3 protein-coding genes and 4 pseudogenes are annotated in these 5,348 nt (G+C 62.1%); 4 read left to right on the forward strand and 3 right to left on the reverse strand.

Going from position 1 to position 5,348, the window contains the following annotated elements; translation table 11 throughout:
• A pseudogene (locus AB3X89_RS38765) lies at positions 1 to 152 on the forward strand (GNAT family N-acetyltransferase); the annotation flags it as partial.
• A gap of 26 nt (positions 153 to 178) precedes the next feature.
• On the opposite strand, the gene AB3X89_RS38770 reads toward AB3X89_RS38765, so the two are convergent.
• On the reverse strand, positions 179 to 514 hold the full coding sequence (locus AB3X89_RS38770) for a hypothetical protein (RefSeq protein ID WP_368587880.1): 336 nt from the start codon (positions 512 to 514) through the stop codon (positions 179 to 181).
• Between the two features lie 305 nt (positions 515 to 819).
• Entirely contained in the window at positions 820 to 1,422 is a 603-nt protein-coding gene (locus AB3X89_RS38775; RefSeq protein ID WP_368587881.1) for an NAD(P)/FAD-dependent oxidoreductase, read from the reverse strand.
• Positions 1,423 to 1,943: 521 nt separating this feature from the next.
• On the opposite strand from AB3X89_RS38775, the gene AB3X89_RS38780 reads away from it, so the two are divergent.
• Positions 1,944 to 2,096, forward strand: a complete 153-nt coding sequence (locus tag AB3X89_RS38780) for a hypothetical protein (protein WP_368587882.1) — start codon at positions 1,944 to 1,946, stop codon at positions 2,094 to 2,096.
• Between the two features lie 96 nt (positions 2,097 to 2,192).
• Here the strand turns inward: AB3X89_RS38780 and AB3X89_RS38785 are convergent.
• Positions 2,193 to 2,845: pseudogene (locus tag AB3X89_RS38785) on the reverse strand (ATP-binding cassette domain-containing protein); the annotation flags it as partial.
• 722 nt (positions 2,846 to 3,567) lie between these two features.
• Here AB3X89_RS38785 and AB3X89_RS38790 point away from each other — a divergent pair.
• Together AB3X89_RS38790 and AB3X89_RS38795 are read left to right on the forward strand one after the other, a co-directional pair.
• A pseudogene (locus AB3X89_RS38790) lies at positions 3,568 to 4,590 on the forward strand (tyrosine-type recombinase/integrase); the annotation flags it as partial.
• A gap of 111 nt (positions 4,591 to 4,701) precedes the next feature.
• Positions 4,702 to 5,223 (forward strand): annotated as a pseudogene (locus AB3X89_RS38795) (IS110 family transposase); the annotation flags it as partial.
• Positions 5,224 to 5,348 lie beyond the last annotated feature (125 nt).

Consider the following 5,348-nt stretch of genomic DNA (forward strand, 5'->3'; position numbering starts at 1 on the left):
ACGAGCGGCTGCGCCCGCTCGGCGCGAGCGACGCCGTGCAACTCGTCGAGCTGGCATCGCGCGCGAGCGGTCTCGACCGCAGCCACGTGCTGCCGCCACTGCTCGACCTCGCCGACGGTATCGCGCTTGATCGGGATGGCGAACTACTCGGTGGGTGCCAGCGTTTCCGTTTCCCCCGTCACGATTGCTTGGGCGAGCATGCGGCCCGCACCGAGCGAGCTGCTGAAGCCGTGTCCGCTGACCCGGTGCACAGATAGATGCCGGGATGCTGGACGCATTCGGAGACGACCGGAATTCCATCGGGCGTATTGTCGATCGCGCCGCCCGACGCGATGTCCACCTTCGACGGATCGAACTGCGGAAACACCTTGCCCGCTTCATCATAAGCCGAGCGCACCAGCGACAGGTCCGGCGCCGGGTCCGGCACGCGGTTGCGCACGAACGGCGAGCGTCCGAGATGCAGATAGCTGAACTCGTTCCACAGCTGCCGGAAAAACTCCCCGCCGAATTGCACCTTGATGCTGCTGCGCCGGCTCGCGTACAGCCTTTGAAACGCATCCCGTAGCGCAGGCTGTTGGGCACCACGTGCACGGTCCCACGGCCGCTCTTCGCGAGCGTGTCGCCACCATCGGCGCGCTCGCGCAGCGCAAATTCCGGTGTCTTCAGCGGCCCACTGAACGCGAGACGAATATCGCCGCCCCATTTCGACGCGGACGAATAGACGTTCAGCGCCGGCAGCACGATCTTCTGTTTCAGGCAGAACAGCGACGACCATGCGCCTGCGGCGATCACCACCGCATCGGCGCGCACGCGTTCGCGCTACGTCTCGATGCCGGCGATGCGGCCGGCCTCGAAGATCAGATCGTTGACCGCACAGTCCTGCGGGATCGCCACGCCTTGCGCGGCCGCACGCTGCGCGAGCAGCGGAATTGCGCAAGACGAGTCCGCGTTGCCGTCGTCGAAGGTGCGCACGCCGCCCATCCACGGCGAGCCTCCAGCGGCGTACACCTTGTTGGCCTCATCGCGCGAAAGCATCTGCGCGGCGACCCCACTGCGCCGCGCAAAATCGAACCACGCCTGCCAGCCCGCGAGTTCCTGTTCGCTGCGCGTGACGAAGGTGATACCGGTCTTGCGAAAGCCGACGTCCGCGCCGATTTCGCCGGCGAGATCCGTCCAGCGCTGCACGCTCAGCTTCGCCATGCCGAGCTCGCGAAGGTCGCGGCCGAACGTGCGGCACCAGCCCCAGTTGCGGCTACCCTGCTCGGCGGCGATATGACCTTTTTCGAACACCGCGACGCGCTTGCCGAGCCGGTTCAGTTCATAGGCGGTCGACACGGCCGCCGCGCCGCCGCCGATCACCGCGACGTCGACATGCGTCGGCAGCGTCACGTCGATGTCGATTTTCAATAACGGTTGTTTCACTTTTGAGCCGGGCCTTGGGGATAAGAGCGTGCAGTTGGAACATCGCAGATCCGCTCCGTCGAAGCTCGACGACGCAGCATGGTGAAGCCACATCTGATCGCTGGACCCACACTGTCGGCATGCAGTTGAGCTCGAAGTGTAAGAAGCAATATTCGCGATGACAAATTCGCAAGTATCGGGAGGCCATGCTGTTTTGATATGGTCGACGCCGCGTCCGCACCCATACCAAAAAGCGATGAGGGGTCAAAAATGGCGTATTTGGGTAGGCGGCGCATCCATCAATAGAATGAATCACCGGAGCGGCCGGATCGGCGAATGTAGCGACGAACGCGATTCTCCTGCCGCAAGATCGCTGCTCACTCGATGAGACCAGAGACATCTTCGAGCTGTTCTACACGTCGAAGTCGCCCACCAATGAAGCGCATTGGCAGCATCCGAAGCTCGATCAACTGCTCACTGCGGCGCACTCGGAAGGGGACTTCGCGAAACGCAAGGCGATCTACGGCGATACGCAGACGCTCGTGCACGAAAGCTCGGGCACCGTCGTGCCGGTGTTCGACGTGATTCTCGACGGCGTATCGAAGAAGATGGGCGGCTACAAGTCGAATCCGTCCGGGATGAATATGGGCTACTGGTTCGCCGAAGCGTCTGGCGCGCGTAAGCCGGTTTTGTAAGGCATCGACGCCGTTCAGTCGCGAGACTGAACGGCGTCGTTTGTTTTTCTTCCAGCAACGCGGCACGACGGTAGCGACCGCCGTGCGTTGCGCCGCTCACGCTTTCGCGCGCATGGCCGTCTCCTCGAGCCAGTTCACCCGCATCTCCGGTACCGAATCGATCAGCAGCGACGTGTACGATGGCGGGGCTGGCTGAACAACGCGCCGCGGTCGCACGCATCGACCTTGTGGCCTTTGTACATCACGACGATGTCGTCGCAGATCGAGCGCACCGTCGACAGGTCGTGGCTGATGAACAGGGTACGACATGTCCAGCTCGCGGCGCAGTTCGACGAGCAGATCCAGAATCGCCGCGCCAACCACCGAGTCGAGCGCCGACGTCACTTCGTCGCAGATGATCAGCTCGGGCTCGGCCGCGAGCGCGAGGTTCACGCGCCGCTTCTGTCCGCCCGACAGCTCGCCAGGAGCACCTTGTCGGCGTTCTGGAACGCCAGCTTGATGCGTCGATACAGGTCGCGCTCTCGCTCGGCAAACTTGCCCGCGAAGCGAATCTCGCCTTGCGCCGGCGCGAGCAGTCCGGCAATCACATACGCGAGCGTCGACTTGCCCGATCCCGATTCGCAGATCACGCCCAGCGTGTTGCCACGACGCAGCACCAGGTTGATGTAGTCGAGCACGCGCACCGGCGGCATGCCCGAACGATCGCGGTCGCCCTAACCCGCGATCAGTCCGCTGATCTCGAGCAGCACCGGACGCCGGTTCGTTTCGTCGGCGTCGCTTTCGGTCAGCCAGCACCCGGGCTCGGCGGCGGCCAGCAGGCAGCGATATTTAATATTTTCCCGAATTGAGCGATCATTCGTCGTCTCGCGCGCAGACGAGCACATCGCGAGGGTTTACTTTTTAACTACACGACAAATAACCGCATCATCTGATCGACGATCCGCAAGACGATTTCCCGCCACAAGCCGGCTTCGGAAATCTGAGCCCGCTGACCTTTGTTTCCTCGAGGTTTGCCGCCGAACGGATCTTCCTTTCCGAACAAGCGACGTCACCACTGAGTAACCCCTGCCAGGCAAAGCTTTGAGCGTCCTCCAAGAAAACCTGTGTATCCAGATGCTTGCGGGATCGCCATTGTGCAGCGCAGGCCATTGAATTGCTGCAGTAAGCGACGAAAGCAGCAAAGGCACTCCTGCGATCCGCAGAGATGCCAGGTCGGCAAGTGCTCAGCCAATTTCATGGGGAGCATAGCGATACGGTCGGTACCCGACAGGACGAAGGGACGACACTGAACGTACCACCTCGTGCGGCACTCTCAACCGCTCCTAGGGAACGACGACACTTGGCGAGGTTGCGGAAATCAACGAGTGGGCGCGTTCCGTCAGTCGCGGATGTTCTTCGCGTCAAGCGCGCAGGCTCGCCGGGGCCGCCCGGAAGCTGCCGCACGAGCCACCCGGCGGCACCCGCTGCGAAGTCTGCCGCGCACGACTATGTCGCGGGTCACGCCTGCCAGGCGTTGCATGAAACGCCTGCCACGCACTGCGCCTACCGCAAGGAGGCTGAACGCCTGATCCTCTGGGCCATCGTCGAGCGCGGACGAGCATTGTCCTCACTCACGACCGAGGATGCGATCGCCTATCGTAGCTTTCTGCGGTATCCCGGTCCCCGCGAGCGGTGGGTCGAACCGCCGCGGCCGCGCAACGCACCCGACTCGCGCCCGTTCTCTGGAAGCTTGTCGGCGCGCTCGACAGCCTACGCACTCTCTGTGCTTGGTGCATTGTTTCGCTGCCTGATCGAGCAACGCTACGTGCTCACCAATCCGTTTGCTGCTATCAAGGTTCGCGGCACGACCCGCGTCACGCGGCTTCACAGATGGAGAATGGGGGTTGGTTCGCACAATTGCCAACGCGCTGGAATGGTCCTGCGGCTGGGAAGCACCCGCCGCGCAGCGGCTTCGCTTTCTGCTCCACCTTGCCTACGCGACCGGGCTGCGGGTGAGTGAGTTCGTCGGCGCGAGGTTTGGCGATATCCTAACGATGAACGCGGTGTCCACTGGCTCAATCTCGTGGGCAAGGGCCGTAAGCCGGGCAAGGTAGCTTTGCCGCCCCTCGCGCGCGTCGCTCTCGAAATACCCTATGCAGAGGCGCCTGCCGGTGACACCGCAGCGCAGGGATCCGAAAGCCCCACTACTGCCGAGTTTTGACGAAAGGAGCAACAGGCTTCACCCGTTCCTGTCTGTGGTTATGATGCGCGGCTTTTTCCGCCTGACCGCCGATGTCATTGGCACCGATCATCCCGTACTGGCTGAAAAGTCGCGCCGCGCAAGGCCTCACTGGACGCGTCATACCCACGCCCCCCATGCACTCGCTCGCGGCGCGGAGTTGACGACCGTGCGAGACAACCTACGCCACGCTCCATCGCAACAACCTCGATCTATCTTCAAAGCGACGAAGTCAAACGCTCGCGGCAGATGGATGAGGCGTTCGCCGCACCATAACTGGCTACCCAAGCACCGGGGTTCATCGGCTAAACGTGCTAATGAGATGATCGCCCCCACCTGCGACGCGTGCGCTAACCTTACCGCGTCAATTGCGAACAGGAGAACATCGTGCAAGACGTGACGCTCATCGGAATCGATCTCGGCAAACATTCGTTCCATCTGCATGGACAGGACGCAAGAGGAAAGGCCATATTCCGCAACAAGCTGAGCCGCAAGCAGCTAATCGAGTTTCTCGCGACGCTTCATGCCTGCACGCTGGTAATGGAGGCATGTGCAGACGCGCACCACATGGCGCGGAGGCTGGCGACCTTGGGCCATCAGGTGAAGCTCATCTCTCCGCAATTCGTCCGTCCGTTCGTCAAGAGTAACGAGAATGATTTTGTCGATGCCGAGGCAATCTGCGAGGCGGCGTCGCGTCCCTCAATGCGGTTCGTGACTCCCAAGACCGAATCGCAGCAGACCCTGTGCGCATTACACAAGGTTCGGGACTCATTCGTACAGGACCGCGTCAAGACGATCAACCAGATACACGGATTCCTGCTCGAATTCGGGATTAGTCTGCCCGTGGGCAATGCGGTAATCAGACGCTTGCCTGCTGTGCTGTCCGAGCACCCGTTGCCACCGCGACTGAGCCGCCCCGGGTTTTCCGGAGACCGTTTTGCTTGCGTCATGCCACAGTGACAGACTCAGCGAGATTTGCATAGTAAGCGGCTTCTGCCTCGGCAGGTGGAATGTTGCCGATGGGGCCGAAGAGC

Source organism: Paraburkholderia sp. BR14320, assembly GCF_040948665.1.
Lineage (GTDB): Bacteria > Pseudomonadota > Gammaproteobacteria > Burkholderiales > Burkholderiaceae > Paraburkholderia > Paraburkholderia youngii.